Below are 15388 nucleotides of genomic sequence, written 5' to 3'. Positions count from 1 at the left end.
TGTTTTTGCATGTAACTCGATAACAATTTTCATACACCAGCGTCCACCGCCATGCCCAACCGCACCGTCTTTTTCATTTCAGATGGCACCGGCATCACGGCCGAAACCTTCGGCAATGCCATCCTGGCCCAGTTCGAGGTCGACCTGCACCACGTGCGCCTGCCCTTCATCGACACCGTGGACAAGGCGCACCAGGCGGTGCGCCAGATCAATCACACCGGCGAGGTGGAAGGTAAAAAGCCCATCGTCTTCACCACCCTGGCCAACGAAGAGGTGCACCAGATCATCAACGAGGGCTGCAAGGGCATGTTGCTGGACATGTTCGGCACCTTCGTGAACCCGCTGGAGGAAGAACTGGGCATCAAGTCCCACCACCGCATCGGCCGCTTCAGCGACGTCAGCAAGAGCCAGGCGTACCACGACCGCATCGAGGCCATCAACTTCTCGCTCGCGCACGACGACGGCCAGTCCAACCGCGACCTGGCCAGCTCGGACGTGATCCTGGTCGGCGTGAGCCGTAGCGGCAAGACGCCGACCTCGCTGTATCTGGCCATGCAGTACGGGCTGAAGGCCTCCAACTACCCGCTGATCCCGGAAGACTTCGAGCGCCAGCACCTGCCCCCGGCCCTGGTGCCCCACAAGGCCAAGATCTTCGGCCTGACCATCAACCCCGATCGGCTGAGCGAGATCCGTAATGAGCGGCGCCCCAACTCCAAATACGCCTCGCTGGAGAACTGTCGCATGGAAGTGTCCGCCGCCGAGTCCATGATGCGGCGCGCCGGCATCCGCTGGCTCTCGACCACCACCAAGTCGATCGAAGAGATCGCCACCACCATCCTGCAGGAGATCCGGCCCGAGCGGCTGAGCTACTAGTGCTGCAACCCAGAGGTAGAGGAACATGATGAAAGCGATGGATTCGTGGGCAGGGCCAGGCGCAAACCACAGCCATAGCGTTCGCTATGGCGAGGATTTGCAACGCGGCCCTGCGCGCGAAGGCGCGCTTTCATGTTTCGATACTTCTGGGGCGCAGTACTAGGGCCTTCCCGTCCCGACAACCGGCCGGCATCCCTGCCCGGCCGGTTTTTTTACGTCAACCGCAATAAACGTAATGCGAATGATTTGTATTTGTGTATACTTCCGTAAATCTTGTGTAGCAAGCCACGCCACCGGCCCCCAGGGCCAGGGACGGTTGTAGCCAGCCATCGCTTCTTCAACCCACCGGCGCTACCACCATGACCTCACGGCCACACCACCTCAAGAAAACCCTCCCCGCCCACGAACCGCGGGCCACCCCGTCCCTGCCCCTGGCATCGTCCGCACTGCTGCCGCTGGGCGCCATGCTGCTGGCAGGCTCCATGAGCGCGCTGGCCCAGACGGCCGAGACCGATGGCAGCAAGACCCTGGGTACCGTGGTCGTCAAGGAACAGGCCGAAGCACCGGAGGGCAAGGACGCCTACCGCGCCACCGAGACCGGCATCGGCAAGGGCCGGCAGCAGCTGCGCGACATCCCGCAGTCGGTGACGGTGGTGACCGAAAAGCTCATCGACGACCGCAACCTCGACACCCTGAAGGAAGCCCTGAAGAACACCGCCGGCATCAGCTTCCAGGCCGCAGAAGGTGGCGAGGAAGACATCCGCCTGCGCGGTTTTTCCCTGGCCACCACGGGCGATATCTACATCGACGGCATGCGCGACCCGGCCTTCTACGACCGCGACACCTTCCATCTGGACCGCCTGGAACTGCTGCGCGGCTCGGCCTCCATGCTGTTCGGCCGCGGCTCCACGGGCGGCGCCGTCAACCAGGTCAGCAAGGTGCCGCGCTTGATCGACGAACACCAGGTCGACGTCACGGTGGGCAGCTACAACTACCGCCGCGTGGTAGGCGACTTCAACCTCAAGACCGACGACAGTGCGGCACTGCGCCTGAACGTGATGGACACCAAGGCCGACAACAACGGCGCAGGCAGCAGCATCGACAAATACGGTGTGGCCGGCACCTATCGCTGGGGCATCGGCGAGCGCAACGAATACTCGGTGAGCCTGTACAACCTGGTCAACAACAACGGCATCAACTACGGCATGCCGTGGATACGCCCTTATGCCGGTGCCCCCGCCTCCGAAACGACCACGCTGCCGGTCAATCCGAACAGCTACTACGGCGCGGCCAGCGACTACAACAAGGGCACGGCCAACAGCCTGACCTTGTCGCACCTGCACCGCTACGATGACGGCTCCGAACTCAAGACCCAGGTGCGACGCGGCGTCTACACGCGCGACCAGCGCGCCAGCACCGTTCGGTTTGCGGCAGCCGGCCTGCAGCCGGGTGGTGTGACACCAGACCTCAACACCTTCAACGACAGCACCGTGCTCACGCGCGGCACCCAGAACAAGATCCAGGACCTGAACAACGTCGTGGCCCAGAGCGACTACAGCACCAAGTTCGAAGCCCTGGGCTTCAAGCATGAACTGCTCACCGGCGTCGACACGGTCATGGACACCAAGACCGTCTACGCGGCCCGCTCGGCCACGCAGGGTGGCGTCACGCTGACCAAGCCCACCACCACGGCCGGCTCGCCGGATGACGGCGCCACGGTCAACGAGGCCTCGCGCGTGCTGCGCATCAACAACCAGTACGACTCCGTGGGCTGGGGTGCCTATGTGCAGGACCTGGTCCAGGTCGCGCCGAAGTGGAAGCTGCTGGGCGGCCTGCGTTACGACCACATGATCGGCAACTATGTCACCTACGCCATCCCCACCAATGCCGCGGGCCCGGAAACCGCCACGAACTACCAGATGACCGTGGCCGGCTGGAGCCAGCGCCTGGGCGCCCTGTTCCAGCCCAATGCGCTGGACTCCTACCATGTCTCCGCCGGCTCGTCCTTCAACACCTCAGGCGACACCTACTCGCTGAGCGCACAGAATGTGGACACGGCACCCGAGCAGAGCTACAACCTCGAGCTCGGCGCCAAGCTGGACTCGTCCGACAAGCGCTACACCACGCGCCTGGCGGCCTTCCACACCGTCAAGTTCAACGAGCGCAACACCGACCCGCTGCTCAATATCGCGGTCCTTTCCGGGCGTCGCCACGTCTCCGGCCTGGAGGCCGACGTGACGGGCCGGCCCGTGCCGAAGTGGGAGGTCTTCGGCTCCTTCATGTGGCTGCCCGACGCCATGATCGACGTGGGCGCCCAGGGCGCCGAGGGCCAGGGCCAGCGTCCCTCGCTCACGCCCATCTACTCCGGCACGCTGTGGAACACCTACCAGATCACCCAGCCCCTGCGCCTGGGGGCCGGCGTGAACTTCCGCGGCGAACAGACGCCGCTGCGCAACCCGGGCTGGAAAGTACCGGCCTATGCCACGCTGGACCTGATGGCCGAATACAGATTCAGCGAACGCTACAGCCTGAAAGGCAACATCAGCAACGTCACCGACCGCCTGTATGCCGACCAGCTGTACGACGGCCACTACATCCCCGGTGCCGGCCGCATGGTGCAACTGACCCTGTCCGCCAAGCTCTGAGATCCCCCTGACCTGCGACTGCCATGCTGCTGCACATCCCCGACATCCTGAACGCCGACGAGCTCCAGCGCGCCCGCGCGCTGCTGGCCGACGCGCCCTGGACCGACGGCAGGCACAGCGCCGGGACGCAGGCCGCGCAGGTGAAGAACAACGAACAGCTGCCGCACGACTGCGAGGCGGCGCGCCAGATCCGTGCCATGGTGCTGCGTGGTCTGGACCGCAGCCCGCAGTTCTTCTCGGCCGCCCTGCCCAAGAAGGTCTTCACGCCACGCATCAACCGCTACGGCGGCGACACCAACCACTACGGCAAGCACATCGACAACGCCATCCGCGCGCTGCCCGACAGCGGCCAGCGCGTGCGCACCGACGTCTCCTGCACCGTCTTCCTGGCCGAACCGCACGAGTACGAGGGCGGCGAGTTGTGCATCGCCGACACCATGGTGCCCCCACGCTCGCTCACTGCGTGTAGCTCGCTGCCCCCCGAGGGGGGCCACCTTGCCTTGGGAGCGGCCCGGCGGCAAGGTGACGGCGAACTGGCCGTCAAACTGCCGGCCGGCCACATGGTGCTCTACCCCGGCACCAGCCTGCACCAGGTGCGCCCCGTCACGCGCGGCCACCGCCTGGCCTGCTTCTTCTGGATCGAAAGCATGGTGCGCAGCGACGAGCAGCGCCGCCTGCTCCACGAACTCGACATGAACCTGCTGCGCCTGCGCCAGCAGCACGGCGAAGGGGCCGAAACCACCGCGCTGACCGGTACGTACCACAACCTGTTGCGCATGTGGGCCGACACATGACAGGGGCACCCTCACTGGACGACCTGCCCGCCGGGCTCGTCAACCTGGCCGACCACGAGGCCCACGCCCGCACGCGGCTGGACGACAAGGCCTGGGCCTATTTCAGCGGCGGCGCGGCCGACGAGCTCACGCTGGCGGCCAACCGCCGCGGCTGGGACACGCTGCAACTGCTGCCGCGCGTGCTGCAGCCCCTGAGCGGCGGCCACACCCGCGTGCAACTGCTGGGCCACACCCTGGCCCACCCCATCCTGCTGGCGCCAGTGGCCTTCCAGCGCCTGGCGCACCCGGACGGGGAACTCGCCACGGCCCACGCCGCGGCCGCGCTCGGGGCCGGCCTGGTCCTCAGCACGCAGGCCAGTATCCCGCTGGAAACCGTGGCCCGCGCTGTGCGGGACGACGCCAGCCGCGGCCCGCTCTGGTTCCAGCTCTACCTGCAGGACGACCGTGGCTGTACGCGTGAACTGGTGCAGCGTGCCGAAACCGCAGGTTACGAAGCCCTGGTGCTCACCGCGGACGCGCCGGTGCACGGCGCGCGTGACCGCGAACGCCGCGCCGGCTTTGCCCTGCCCCCCGGTGTGAGCGCCGTCAACCTCGACGGCCATCCCTCGGCCACGCTGCCCCGGCTCATGCCGGGCCAGAGCGCCCTCTTCGATGGCCTGCTGCGCCGGGCCCCGACCTGGGATGACCTGGCCTGGCTGCAGACGCAGACGCGCCTGCCCATCCTGCTCAAGGGCGTGCTCCATCCGGACGACGCGCGCCAGGCCGCTGGCCTGAACGTCGCCGGTCTGGTGGTGTCCAACCATGGCGGCCGCACGCTGGACACCTCGCCGACCACAGCGGCCGTGCTGCCGCGCATCGCCGACGCGCTGGGCGGCACGCTGCCCTTGCTGGTCGATGGCGGCATCCGGCGCGGCACCGATGTGCTCAAGGCCCTGGCGCTCGGCGCCTCGGCCGTCCTCGTCGGCCGGCCGTACGTCTACGGCCTAGCCAACGCCGGCGCCCTGGGCGTGGCCCACGTGCTGCGCCTGCTGCGCGACGAACTCGAAGTGGCCATGGCCCTGTGCGGCTGCAGGACACTGGAGCAGATCCCGCCCGACCTGCTCTGGCCATCAGCATGAAAAGTGTTGTCATCTCATTGGATACGAATAATTCTCATTTATAATCGAAGACATCATGTCCACCCTGATCCTTATTGGCAGCCTCGCCTTGGTCACGCTGGCCAGCGGCTGGATCTTCCGGAAGTAGGCCGGGACGAAGCCCGACAATATGAACCTTGCCCAGCCCGCACTTTTCCAGCCAACCATGAACCGACGCCTGCTCATCGCCGCCAGCGTGCTGCTGCTGCACGTGGGCGTGCTGTGGGCCCTGCAAAGCGGCCTGATGCGCCGCGCCGTCGAGGTCATCATCCCCGGCGAAATCCTCAGCGAATTCATCAGCCCCCCCGCCCCCGAGGCCCAGAAACCGCAGACACCGGCCCCGCCGCGCAAACCCGAACCGGCCCAACCCAAAGCACAGGTGCAGCCGCCGACGCCCCAGCCCGTGGCGACCATGGCGCCTTCGCCCGCGGTGGCACAAGCCGCGCCCGCGGCAGCCGCGCCGGCGGCCATCGAGGCCAGCACCGTGGCAGCGGCGCCGGCCGCCCCGCCAGCGCCGGCACGCATCGAGCTGCCGTCCAGCGACGCGGCCTATCTGAACAATCCCAAGCCGTCCTACCCGCCACTGAGCCGCCGCCTGGGCGAACAGGGCAAGGTGGTGGTGCGGGTGCTGATCGGTGTGGACGGCACGGCCCAGCAGGCCGAGATCCGCAGCTCCAGCGGCTACGACCGCCTGGACCAGGCCGCGCTGGCCACGGTGCGCAGCTGGCGCTACACGCCAGGCCGGCGCAATGGCGTGGCCGAAGCCATGTGGTTCAACGTGCCCATCAATTTCGTCCTCGAATAATTCTTGTTTTCCGGAGTCTCTTATGGAATCGCAATTCGGTCTGTTCAACGTCTGGGCCCAGGGTGACTGGGTCACGCGCGGCGTCGCCCTGCTGCTGCTGGGCATGTCCCTGGCCTCGTGGATGGTGATCCTGTTCAAGGCCATGGACCTCATCCGCTACAAGAAGCTGGCACGCCAGGCCGAAGGCTTCTGGCACAGCGCTGACTTTGCCGAAGGCCTGAACCGCCTGGGCCCACAGGAAGACAACCCCTTCCGCAATCTCGCCGAGGAAGGCCGCGAAGCCGCGGCGCACCACCGCAACACCCGGGCGCAACTGCACGACGCCCTGGACATCAGCGACTGGGTCACGCGCTGCCTGCGCAACAGCATCGACAACGCCACCGCACGCCTGCAGGCCGGCCTGGCCGTGCTGGCCTCGGTCGGCTCCACCGCGCCCTTCGTCGGCCTCTTCGGCACGGTCTGGGGCATCTACCACGCGCTGCTGAGCATCGGCGTGGCCGGGCAGGCCACCATCGACAAGGTGGCTGGCCCCATTGGCGAGGCGCTGATCATGACGGCCCTGGGCCTGGCCGTGGCCATCCCCGCGGTGCTGGGCTACAACGCACTGGTACGCGGCAACAAATCCGTCCAGGGCAAGCTCAACAGCTTCGCCCACGACCTGCACGCCTACTTCGTCACCGGCGCCCGCGTCGGCGGCGGCGAGGCCAAGGTCGTGCCCATGAAGAAAGCCTGATGCCATGGCCTTCGGAACCCAGGACGACACCGACGAGGTGATGAACGAGATCAACATGACGCCGCTGGTCGACGTCATGCTGGTGCTGCTCATCATCTTCATCATCACCGTGCCGGTGATGAAACACGCCGTCAACGTGGACCTGCCGCAGGCCACGAGCCAGCGCGAGGAGATCAAGCCGGAAACGCTGCGCCTGTCGGTCGATGCCGCCGGCGCCTACTACCTCAACGGCAATGCCGTCAGCGAAGAAGCCCTGCCGGCGCTGCTGCAGGCCGAGGGCGCGCGCACCCCGCAGCCCGAACTGCACATCAACGGTGACAAGGCCGTGCGCTACGAGCGCGTGGCGCAGGCCATGGCCATGGCGCACCAGGCCGGGCTGCGCAAGATCGGCTTCGTCTCCGAGCCCAAGCGCTGACATCGGCATGACGGCCGCGATGAACCACGCCCCTGCCCCGCTCGCGCCTGCCGGCCGGGACGCGGACAGGGAAGCCACCGTGCGCCAACCGCCCGACCTGCTGCTGGACAGCGCCACCCTGCTGCAAGGCGGCAAGGCGGTCACGATCCGCCACAACGGCGAGTTCTACCGCCTGCAGGCCACACGCCAGGGCAAGCTGATCCTCACCAAATGACAAGGGGCCCGAATGGGCCCCTTGCTCCTGATAGCGAGCGCTTTTACAGGCCGATGGCGGCAATGCCGGCGCGCGCAATCTGCGCGTCTTCCACCGACTTCACGCCGCTGACACCCACGGCGCCCAGGCACTGGCCGTCCTTCATGATCGGCACGCCGCCTTCGAGCAGGCCGTCCAGGCCCGGGGCGCTGAGGAAAGACACGCGGCCGCCGTTGATCATCTCTTCGTAGATGCGGCTTTCGCGGCGGCCCAGGGCCGAGGTGCGCGCCTTGGCCGGTGCGATCTGCGCGGAAATCGGGGCGGCGCCATCGAGGCGCTGCAGCCACAGCAGGTGCCCGCCATCGTCGACGATGGAGATGCTGACGGCCCAGTTGTTCTTCAGGGCCTCGGCCTCGGCGGCGGCGGCGATTTTCTTGAGGTCTGCGAGCTGGAGGATGGATTTGGTTTGCATGGTGGGAAATGGCAAGGAAATGACAGCCGCAAGCATAGCCCCAGAACCCGGGGTTGCAGCAGCCTCGCGTCGCAAAACTGCCATGACAAATACACAGGGTGTGTATGGATTGCAGCGGGCGACTTGAATCCGCCTAGAATGACCGCAACTGGGTGACCTCTGTTCCCAGGCTTACAAGGAGATGACGACATGAGCGAGCAAGTTCAAACTCTCGACCCCACCAGCTACGGCCAGGTGCTCTCGCCGAGCGAACGCAACAAGGTGCTGCGCAACACCTACTGGCTGCTGGCCCTGAGCCTGCTGCCCACCGTGCTGGGCGCCTGGATCGGCGTGGCCACCGGCATCACTGCCGCCCTGACCGGCTTTGTCGGCCTGATCGTCTTCCTGGGCGGCGCCTTCGGCTTCATCTACGCCATCGAGAAGACCAAGAACTCGGCCGCCGGCGTACCGGTGCTGCTGGGCTTCACCTTCTTCATGGGCCTGATGCTCTCGCGCCTGATCGCCATGGTGCTGGGCTTCAAGAACGGCAGCGACCTGGTCATGACCGCCTTCGCGGGCACCGCCGGCGTGTTTTTCGTCATGGCCAGCCTGGCCACGGTGATCAAGCGTGACCTGTCGGGCATGGGCAAATGGCTGTTCGTCGGCGCCATCGTGCTGATGGTGGGCGGCATCATCAACGTCTTTGTCGGTTCGAGCACCGGCATGATCGTGATCTCCATGCTGGCCATCGGCATCTTCAGCGCCTACATGCTCTACGACATCAAGCAGATCATCGACGGCGGCGAAACCAACTACATCAGCGCCACGCTGGCCCTTTACCTGGACATCGTCAACGTGTTCCAGAGCCTGCTGGCCCTGCTGGGCATCTTTGGCGGCGAACGCGAATAAGGGCAGAACAGCCCCCGGAAAAGGCCCTGCGGGGCCTTTTTTTCATCCCGCCTGCCATGCGACACTCAACCTGCCCCCTGAAATGCCGATAAGGTCAGTACGCTCTCCTGCAAACCCATGACGCTGCGCCTCCTGCTCATCCCCGCCCTCGCCCTGCTGCTGGCCGCCTGCGACATCCCCGGGCTGGGTCCGGACCCGCGCATTGCGCAGCGTGAGGCCGAAGGCAAGGCCATCGGCGGCGCCTGCCGTTACGCGGTGCGCGGCATCGAGGAGTGCTACCTGCTCAACCCCAAGGCCCTGAAGACCGCCGTCTTCGAAGGCTGGCGCGAGATGGATCAGTACATGCGGGAAAACAAAATCGAAGGCCAGCCTACGCCCGAGGCCAAGGAAGAGGCTGAAGACAAGAAGCCGACCACCGCCGAGAAAAAGCCGGCCCCGGCCCTCAAGCCGGCCGCGACCGACAAAAAAGCCTCCTGACCCGCAGGGCCGCTCAGGCCCGCTCGAACACCGCCATGCTCTCGACGTGCGCGGTGTGCGGGAACATGTTCACCACCCCTGCCGCCGTACAGCGGTAACCCGCCTGGTGCACCAGCAGGCCCGCGTCGCGCGCCAGCGTGGCCGGGTTACAGCTTACGTAAACGATGCGCTGCGGTGGTGTCCAGCCCTGCGCCCCCGGCGTGGCCGGGTGGTTGGCGGGATCCACGTTCTGCTGGTGCAGGTCGGCCAGGGTCTTGGCCAGGGCGAAGGCGCCCTCGCGCGGCGGATCGACCAGCCACTTGTCGGCATGGCCATCCTGGATCAGCAGCTCGGGGGTCATCTCGAACAGATTACGTGCCACGAAAGCCGTCGGCGCCAGGGCCTGGGCGGCCGGTCGACTGGCCTGGTTCCCTGTGTAGTTCTCGCGTGAGCGCGCCACCAGCGTCTCGCTGCCCTCGATGCCCAGCACCTCGCGTGCCTGGGTGGCGATGGGCAGGGTGAAGTTGCCCAGGCCGCAGAACCAGTCGATCACCCGCTCGTCCTTGCGGGCATCCAGCAGGCGCAGCGCGCGCGCGACCAGCACGCGGTTGATGTGCGGATTGACCTGGGTGAAATCGGTGGGCTTGAAAGGCATGGTGATGCCGAACTCTGGCAGCGCGTAGCTCAGCACCTGCGCATCCGGCCCGTCATCCAGCAGATGCACGGTGTCTGGCCCCTTGGGCTGCAGCCACCACTGCACAACCGGGTTCTGCTCTGCAAAGGCCCGCAGCTTGGCCAGGTCCCCCGCGCTCAGCGGCTCCAGATGGCGCAGCACCAGCGCCGTGACCGCATCGCCGCAGGCCAGCTCGATCTGCGGGCAGGTCTCGATGGCGTCGAGCGAGCCGATCAGGGCGCGCAGCGGCATCAGCATGGCGCTCACGTGCGGCGGCAGCACCGGGCAGATCTCCATGTCGGCCACGTAGCGGCTCTTGCGCTCGTGAAAGCCCACCAGCACCGTGCCCTTCTTGCGCACATGCCGTACCGACAGACGGGCGCGGTAGCGGTAGCCCCAGGCCGGCCCTTCGATAGGGCGCAGCACCGTCTCGGCGCGCACCTTGCCCAGATGCCAGAGGTTGTCTTCCAGCACGCGCTGCTTCACGGCCACCTGGGCGCCCGGATGCAGGTGCTGCATCTTGCAGCCGCCGCAGGCCCCGGCATGCAGGCCGAAATGCGGGCAGCCGGGCCGCACGCGCTGGGACGACTCCTGGTGGATGGCCGTGACGGTGGCCTGCTCCCAGTTGTTCTTGCTGCGGTTGACGCTGGCGCTGACCACTTCGAAGGGCAGCGCCCCCTCGACGAACACGACTTTGCCGTCGGGCCGGTGGGCGATGCCCTGGGCTTCGATGTCGAGCGATTCGATCAACAGCCCGTTCGGTGGGATATTCACGTTGTTTCTGGTTTCTTCCGTCATGCCGCTATTGTCCCCGAGGTTAAACTGCAAATCAGCAGGCAGTCGCTGCCTCATCCACCACAGGACATGGCCGCGGAGCAGGCTTGAAGACCCTACAGAACCTCCCTTTTGCATTCAAGCTGCTGGGCACCGCCACGCTCTACGGCGCGCTGGCCCAGCTGTCCCTGAAATTTTTTTCGCTTGCCGGGACCATCGGCACGTTCTGGCCCGCCAGCGGCTTGGGCCTGGCTGTCCTGCTCCTTGGCGGCAACCGCTTGGCCTGGGGAATCTTCGCGGGGGCGCTGGCCTCGGAATTGATGCTGGACCTTGCCTTGCCTGCCGCCGTGACGAGTGCGGGCGGGGCCACGCTGGGTGCGCTGCTGGGAAGTTGGCTGCTGCGGCGTGATGCCAAATTCAACCGGGACCTCGACAGACTCGGCGACTTTGCCCGCCTTATCGTGTGGGCGGCCATTCCGGCCAGCGTGCTCAGCGCCCTGTTCGGTGTCGGCAGCATGACCGCCACGGGCAACCTGTCGCCCGACGATCTGGGCAGAAACGTGGTGCAGTGGGTGATCGGAGATGCACTCGGTATCCTTCTGGTCACCCCCTTGATCCTGATATGGCGACAGGTCCCGGGCGAGTTGAAGCATCGTCCGTACTGGACTGAAGCGGCCCTGCTCCTGGGGCTGACCTTGCTCGCGGGCCAGATCGTATTTCGGGGCTGGCTTTCCCAGGAACTCTCCAATTTTGTACCCAAGGGCTACTGGCTGCTGCCCATGGCATTCTGGGCGGCCGCCCGGTTGGGATTGCATGGTGCCATCCTCGTCCTGTGCACGATCAGCGTGCAAGCCATGCTGGGCATCCATGAGAACACAGGGTTCATGGCCCATCCGGACGCCCAAACCCGGCTGATCGATGGCTGGTTCTTCATCACCTTCAGCTGGCTGATGATCATGTTTCTGGCCCTGCACATCAAGGGCTACAGACGCGCCGAGTCCGACCTGCGCATCGCCGCCACGGCATTCGAGTGCCAGGAGGGCATGATCATCACCGACGCCAACATGCGCATCCTGCGCACCAACCGGAGCTTCACGCGAATCATGGGCTACAGCCAGGAAGAAGTGGTGGGCCAGCCCACCACCTTCATGCGCTCCGACCGCCATCCGGCCAGCTTTTACGAGAACGCCTGGCGCTCCGGGCGAGAACACGGGGTCTGGAATGACGAGGTCTGGCACCGGCGCAAGAGTGGCGAGATTTTCCCCCAATGGCTGACCTGTACGGCCGTGAAGAACAAAGACGGTGTCATCACCAACTACGTCGTCACCCACACGGACATCACCGTCCAGAAGCAGCAGGAGGCCAAGCGCCTGGCCGATGAAACCGCTCACCGGAACGCGCTGGTGCGAGAGGTTCACCATCGCATCAAGAACAACCTGCAGGGCATTTCCGGCCTGCTTCGCCTGTTTGCGCAAGAGAACCCGCAGACGACCGAGGCCATCAACCAGGTCATGAGCCAGATCCGCAGCATTGCCGTGCTGCACGGCCTGCAGGGCCACGCCTCCCTGGACACCGTGCGCCTGTGTGAACTGACCAGCGCCATCGCCACCGATGTCCAGTCCGTCTGGCAGACCCCTATTGCCGTGGACATCCCTGCCCTCTGGACACCCGGCATCATTGCCGAAAAAGAGGCCGTCCCGATCGCCCTGGTACTCAACGAACTGCTGGTCAACGCCGTCAAGCATGGCGGCAAGGCCCACGGGCATGTCAGCGTGACGCTGCGAAAAGGCGCCGGCCTTGAGGACATCCAGGTAACCATCCGCAACTCGGGCTATCTGCGCGCCAACACCGATCGTCCGACCGCGCACCACGCCGGCTTGCAGCTGATCGCCTCGCTGATGCCACGCGAGGGCGCCAGGCTGACCCGGGAACAGCTCGAGAACGAGGTTCTCACCCGGCTGGAAATCTCCCCCCCGGTCGTTCACCTGGAAAATCAACCGGCATGAATACGCCAGACCAGACCACGCCCACCCATCTCCTGCTGGTTGACGATGACCGGCTCGTGATTGCAACGCTGAGCACGGGCCTGCAGCATGCGGGTTACCGCGTCAGCACGGCTGAATCCTCCGAAGAAGCCGAAGTGATGCTGGCCGGCGGCATGCGCCCCGACCTGGCCATCGTGGACATCCGCATGAGCGGGCAGGACGGCCTGTACCTGGCGCGGCGCCTGCGTGAACTGGACCACGTCCCCTTTGTCGTGCTCAGCGCCTACAGCGAAGAGCACATGATCGGCCAGGCCAGCCAGCTTGGCGCCCTGGGCTACCTGGTCAAACCACTGGACACCTCACAGCTCATGCCCGCCATCCAGGCGGCCCTCGCACGCGCCAACGAACTGCAGGGCCTGCGGGAAACGCGGGCCCAGTTGCAGGCCGCATTGGACGCCGAGCGCGACATCAGCGTCGCCGTCGGCATCACCATGGCGCAGCAAGGGCTACCGCGCCAGGAAGCCTTCGAACTGCTGCGCAAGGCGGCACGCACCCAGCGCCGCAAGCTGGCCGAACTGGCGGCCGAGATCATCCGTGGTTAATAAGCACGGAACCGGCACCACTCCATCGTTTCTGATTGATATCGATCAAGGTATCGTGCTATAAAAAGCGGATCGGACTGGCTGCATCAGCGGCCAGTCTGCCCATGAGGCCCTGAACCTGCCTTGTTGAACCGTCATCCGGCGCACCCGCGCGGCTTGGTTATTGACGCTCAGGCATCAGTTCGAGGAACCTCATGCGCACGAACCTACCGGTCACCCAGCGGGAATACGAGTTCCCCGGCAACGAAACACTGCTGTCGGCCACCGACACCTCCAGCCACATCCAGTACGCCAATGCGGCCTTCATCCGCACCAGCGGCTACCGCGTCGATGAGCTGATCGGCCAGCCCCACAACCTGGTGCGCCACCCCGACATGCCAGTCGAAGCGTTTGCCGACATGTGGCGCACCCTCAAGGAAGGCCAGTCCTGGACCGCCCTGGTCAAGAACCGGCGCAAGGATGGCGACCACTACTGGGTCCGCGCCAACGCCGCGCCCATGCGCCGCAACGGCGAGGTGGTGGGCTACCTGTCGGTACGCACCAAGCCAGGTCGGGAGGAGATACAGGCCGCCGAGGACTTGTACCGGCGCTTTCGCGAGGGCAAGGCCGCCGGTCTGGCCTTCCATCGCGGTCTGGTGGTGCGCACCGGCTGGCTGCGCTGGATGAGCACCTTGCAACTGCTGCCCACGGCCTGGCGCGTGCGCCTGCCGCTGCTGGCGCTGACCGCGCTCCTGGTTCCCCGGCTGGTCGCAGCGGGTCAGGCCGGCCTGGGTGCCGGGCTGGCGCTTGGCCTGCTGCTGGCAGATCTCTTCATCGAAGCGCAGGTCACCGGCCCGCTGGCGCGCGTGCGCTGCACGGCCCAGCAGGTGGCCAGCGGGGAGGCGGCCAGCGACCTGAGCCTGGACCGCTGTGACGACATCGGCCTGCTGGCACGCGCCATCACCCAAGCCGGGCTGAACCTGCAGTCGCTGGTGTCCGACGTCAACGAGCAGGTCTCCGGCCTGCATGTGGCCAGCCAGGAAATCGCCACCGCCAACAACGACCTGTCCAGTCGCACCGAACAAACCGCTTCCAGCCTGGAAGAGACTGCCGCGGCCATGGAAGAGCAGACCGCTACCGTGCGACAGAACTCCGACACCGCCCAGCAGGCCAGCCAGCTCGCCGGCACCACCAGCGAGGCTGCCAGCCGCGGCGGCCAGGCTGTCGCCAACTTGATCTCCACCATGGATCTGATCTCCGACGCCAGCCGCCGCATCGCCGACATCATCGGCGCGATCGACGGCATCGCCTTCCAGACCAACATCCTCGCCCTCAACGCCGCCGTGGAAGCCGCGCGCGCCGGCGAACAGGGCCGTGGCTTTGCCGTCGTGGCGGCCGAGGTCCGCTCACTCGCAGGTCGCAGCGCCGAAGCGGCCAAGGAGATCAAGGCCCTGATCGCCGACTCGGTCAGCAAGGTCGATACCGGCTCCCAGCAGGTGGCCCAGGCGGGACAGACCATCAACGAAGTGGTGGGCCAGGTGCGGCGCGTCAATGACCTGATCGCCGAGATCACCGCCGCCTCCAAAGAGCAGGCCATCGGCATCTCGCAGGTGGGACAGGCCGTGTCCCAGCTCGACGAGATGACGCAGCAGAACGCCGCCATGGTGGAACAAAGCAGTGCCGCGGCCGGCAGCATGCGCGAGCAGGCCCAGCGCCTGATGGAAGCCATTCGCGTCTTCTCCGTCTGAGTCAGCCGACATGAACACGCCGCAAACGCCCTCGATACCGCCCCAGAAACTGGACGAAATGATCCAGGCCATGCAACTGGCCCGTGACGAACTGCTCAAGGCGTCCTTGCTGCTGCGCGACCACCTGTACGAGACCGACGTCGCGAGTCGCGAACAGGCGCGCCTGGCCGCCGAGGCACTGATCCTGCAGTGCAAACCCGACTGAAACGCCGCCACC

The 15388-nt window shown here is 66.1% G+C and carries 16 protein-coding genes; 14 read left to right on the top strand and 2 right to left on the bottom strand.

The features are described 5' to 3' along the window. Positions 1 to 51: 51 nt before the first annotated feature. The 8 genes from ppsR (at position 52) to hemP (ending at position 7615) form a co-directional block, all read left to right on the top strand. On the top strand, positions 52 to 873 hold the full coding sequence (gene ppsR, locus AC1RRP_RS10360) for a posphoenolpyruvate synthetase regulatory kinase/phosphorylase PpsR (RefSeq protein WP_493035822.1): 822 nt from the start codon (positions 52 to 54) through the stop codon (positions 871 to 873). A 359-nt stretch (positions 874 to 1232) separates the two neighbouring features. Further along, positions 1233 to 3518 carry a TonB-dependent receptor gene (locus tag AC1RRP_RS10355; RefSeq protein WP_493035820.1) on the top strand — a complete coding sequence of 762 codons (2286 nt, stop codon included), beginning with the start codon at positions 1233 to 1235 and terminating at the stop codon, positions 3516 to 3518. Positions 3519 to 3541: 23 nt separating this feature from the next. Further along, positions 3542 to 4312, top strand: a complete 771-nt coding sequence (locus AC1RRP_RS10350; protein WP_493035818.1) for a Fe2+-dependent dioxygenase — start codon at positions 3542 to 3544, stop codon at positions 4310 to 4312. Further along, positions 4309 to 5430, top strand: a complete 1122-nt coding sequence (locus tag AC1RRP_RS10345) for an alpha-hydroxy acid oxidase (protein WP_493035816.1) — start codon at positions 4309 to 4311, stop codon at positions 5428 to 5430. The genes AC1RRP_RS10350 and AC1RRP_RS10345 overlap by 4 nt, the downstream gene beginning before the upstream one ends. A 184-nt stretch (positions 5431 to 5614) precedes the next feature. Then, positions 5615 to 6253 (top strand): energy transducer TonB, encoded by a 639-nt coding sequence (locus AC1RRP_RS10340; RefSeq protein WP_493035814.1) that lies wholly within the window; start codon positions 5615 to 5617, stop codon positions 6251 to 6253. Between the two features lie 22 nt (positions 6254 to 6275). After that, positions 6276 to 6986: a MotA/TolQ/ExbB proton channel family protein gene (locus tag AC1RRP_RS10335; RefSeq protein ID WP_493035812.1), complete on the top strand. Its 711-nt coding sequence runs from the start codon at positions 6276 to 6278 to the stop codon at positions 6984 to 6986. Positions 6987 to 6990: 4 nt separating this feature from the next. Continuing rightward, complete coding sequence (locus AC1RRP_RS10330; RefSeq protein ID WP_493035810.1) at positions 6991 to 7401, top strand: ExbD/TolR family protein; 411 nt, start codon at positions 6991 to 6993, stop codon at positions 7399 to 7401. Positions 7402 to 7408: 7 nt separating this feature from the next. Then, positions 7409 to 7615 carry a hemin uptake protein HemP gene (hemP, locus tag AC1RRP_RS10325; protein WP_493035808.1) on the top strand — a complete coding sequence of 69 codons (207 nt, stop codon included), beginning with the start codon at positions 7409 to 7411 and terminating at the stop codon, positions 7613 to 7615. A gap of 43 nt (positions 7616 to 7658) precedes the next feature. Here the strand turns inward: hemP and AC1RRP_RS10320 are convergent, their stop codons facing one another. After that, positions 7659 to 8066 carry a GlcG/HbpS family heme-binding protein gene (locus AC1RRP_RS10320; protein ID WP_057675664.1) on the bottom strand — a complete coding sequence of 136 codons (408 nt, stop codon included), beginning with the start codon at positions 8064 to 8066 and terminating at the stop codon, positions 7659 to 7661. Between the two features lie 189 nt (positions 8067 to 8255). Between AC1RRP_RS10320 and AC1RRP_RS10315 the strand changes: the two genes are divergently transcribed. Both AC1RRP_RS10315 and AC1RRP_RS10310 read left to right on the top strand, forming a co-directional pair. Continuing rightward, a complete protein-coding gene (locus AC1RRP_RS10315; protein WP_493035806.1) occupies positions 8256 to 8954 on the top strand; it encodes a Bax inhibitor-1/YccA family protein in 699 nt (232 codons plus the stop codon). 117 nt (positions 8955 to 9071) lie between these two features. After that, positions 9072 to 9431 (top strand): hypothetical protein, encoded by a 360-nt coding sequence (locus tag AC1RRP_RS10310; protein WP_493035804.1) that lies wholly within the window; start codon positions 9072 to 9074, stop codon positions 9429 to 9431. 13 nt (positions 9432 to 9444) lie between these two features. Here the strand turns inward: AC1RRP_RS10310 and rlmD are convergent, their stop codons facing one another. Beyond that, entirely contained in the window at positions 9445 to 10857 is a 1413-nt protein-coding gene (rlmD, locus tag AC1RRP_RS10305) for a 23S rRNA (uracil(1939)-C(5))-methyltransferase RlmD (protein WP_493035802.1), read from the bottom strand. 107 nt (positions 10858 to 10964) lie between these two features. Here rlmD and AC1RRP_RS10300 point away from each other — a divergent pair, with 107 nt between their 5' ends. From AC1RRP_RS10300 to AC1RRP_RS10285, 4 genes are all read left to right on the top strand, one after another. Beyond that, positions 10965 to 12863: an MASE1 domain-containing protein gene (locus AC1RRP_RS10300; protein ID WP_493035800.1), complete on the top strand. Its 1899-nt coding sequence runs from the start codon at positions 10965 to 10967 to the stop codon at positions 12861 to 12863. Then, positions 12860 to 13444: an ANTAR domain-containing response regulator gene (locus tag AC1RRP_RS10295; RefSeq protein WP_493035798.1), complete on the top strand. Its 585-nt coding sequence runs from the start codon at positions 12860 to 12862 to the stop codon at positions 13442 to 13444. Before AC1RRP_RS10300 ends, AC1RRP_RS10295 begins: the two co-directional genes overlap by 4 nt. Before the next feature lie 194 nt (positions 13445 to 13638). Continuing rightward, a complete protein-coding gene (locus AC1RRP_RS10290; protein WP_493035796.1) occupies positions 13639 to 15171 on the top strand; it encodes a methyl-accepting chemotaxis protein in 1533 nt (510 codons plus the stop codon). Between the two features lie 10 nt (positions 15172 to 15181). Beyond that, on the top strand, positions 15182 to 15376 hold the full coding sequence (locus AC1RRP_RS10285) for a hypothetical protein (protein ID WP_493035794.1): 195 nt from the start codon (positions 15182 to 15184) through the stop codon (positions 15374 to 15376). The last annotated feature ends 12 nt before the right edge of the window (positions 15377 to 15388 follow it).

This window comes from Hylemonella sp. GW821-FHT12C09 (assembly GCF_058807395.1).
The sequence above is the reverse complement of the archived record's forward strand: the minus strand, read 5'-3'. Positions and strand labels throughout refer to the sequence as shown.